1 protein-coding gene is annotated in these 1364 nt (G+C 59.0%); it reads left to right on the top strand.

What is annotated here, in order from left to right:
* Nucleotides 1-87: 87 nt before the first annotated feature.
* Entirely contained in the window at nt 88-1110 is a 1023-nt protein-coding gene (locus CKW07_RS25040) for an IS110 family transposase (RefSeq protein WP_095147510.1), read from the top strand.
* Nucleotides 1111-1364 lie beyond the last annotated feature (254 nt).

The following is a 1364-nucleotide window of genomic DNA, read 5'->3' as shown; positions in this document are numbered from 1 at the left end:
GGGGCTAATGAGATGGTCAGCCTGACCGAGAAGCCCTGCAGGTTTACGCTTGCAGGGCTTTTCTCGTTTTCGGACGGAGGATCTCTCATGAATACGATGACGCTTCTCGGTATCGACATCGGCAAACACAGTTTCCACCTGCATGGCCAGGACGCCAAAGGCCATCAGGTGCTGCGCAAAAAGACCAGTCGCGGCCAATTGCTTTGCACCTTGGCCCAGTTGCCAGCCTGCACGGTGGTGATGGAGTCCTGTGGCGGTGCGCATTGGCTGGCCCGGCAGATTGGCGCATTGGGCCACGCGGTGAAGCTGATCGCCCCGCAGTACGTCAAACCGTTCGTCAAAGGCAACAAAAACGACTTCATTGATGCCGAAGCGATCTGCGAGGCGGCAAGCCGCCCCGCGATGCGCTTCTGCTCGATCAAAACCGCAGAGCAACAAACACTGTCAGCCTTGCACCGCGTGCGCGATTCGTTGATTGGCCAGCGCACCGCCATGACCAATCAGATTCATGGCTTTCTGCTGGAGTTTGGCATCAGTTTGCCTGTCGGCGTTGCCGGCCTGGGTCGCGTACCGACGCTGCTGGACAACCCACAGCACCCACTCCCGCTGGGTTTGAAGGGGGTGGTGATGCGCCTCTATCGGCAGATTCAACAGCTGCGAGATGAAATCAAGGACATCGAGTCCGAGCTGAAGCAGCAGCTGAAAGACGATGAGGCCGGCAGTCGTTTGCAGAGTATTCCCGGCATCGGCCCGATCACCGCCAGCGCGGTCCTGGCCGACATCGGCGATGCATCGAACTATCGAAGCGGGCGTGATTTTGCCGCCTCGCTGGGGCTGGTACCCAGGCAGTATTCCACCGGCGGCAAAACGCTGTTGCTGGGGATCAGCAAGCGGGGCGATAAGCACATACGCCAGCTGCTGGTACAGGGTGCGCGGGCCATCATGCGGTATATCGACAAGCGCGAAGATGCCCTTGGGGCTTGGGTTCGAGAGTTGCTGACACGTCGCCATTCCAACGTTGTGGCGTGCGCGCTGGCTAACAAACTGGCGCGCATCGTGTGGGCGGTACTGGCCAAAGGCGGCCAGTACGACCCACATCCGCACGCTTGAACGTACAGCTTTCCCACCGGCTTTTGCGACGTCACTGACTGATGACAGTAAACGGCAAACGGCCCGACTGAGAACCTGGCAAAAAAATCAGCGTTCGAGGCTGAGGGGCTTTTCAGGACAGTCGGGAGCGGCTACTCATCGAGGGCCGAGCGCTGTTGCCACAGCGCTCACCATGAGCCCGGATACATTAGCGCAAGCCAGCTTTACCGAAAACAGCCAAAGAGGTTGCAGGAGATGGGCTGACCATACATTTT

The organism is Pseudomonas sp. Irchel s3b6, from assembly GCF_900187415.1.
GTDB lineage: Bacteria > Pseudomonadota > Gammaproteobacteria > Pseudomonadales > Pseudomonadaceae > Aquipseudomonas.
The sequence above is the reverse complement of the archived record's forward strand: the minus strand, read 5'-3'. Positions and strand labels throughout refer to the sequence as shown.

Coding starts and splice junctions, on each gene's coding strand:
- CKW07_RS25040 (WP_095147510.1), top strand. CDS start 88: ATGAATACGATGACGCTTCTCGGTATCGACATCGGCAAACACAGTTTC.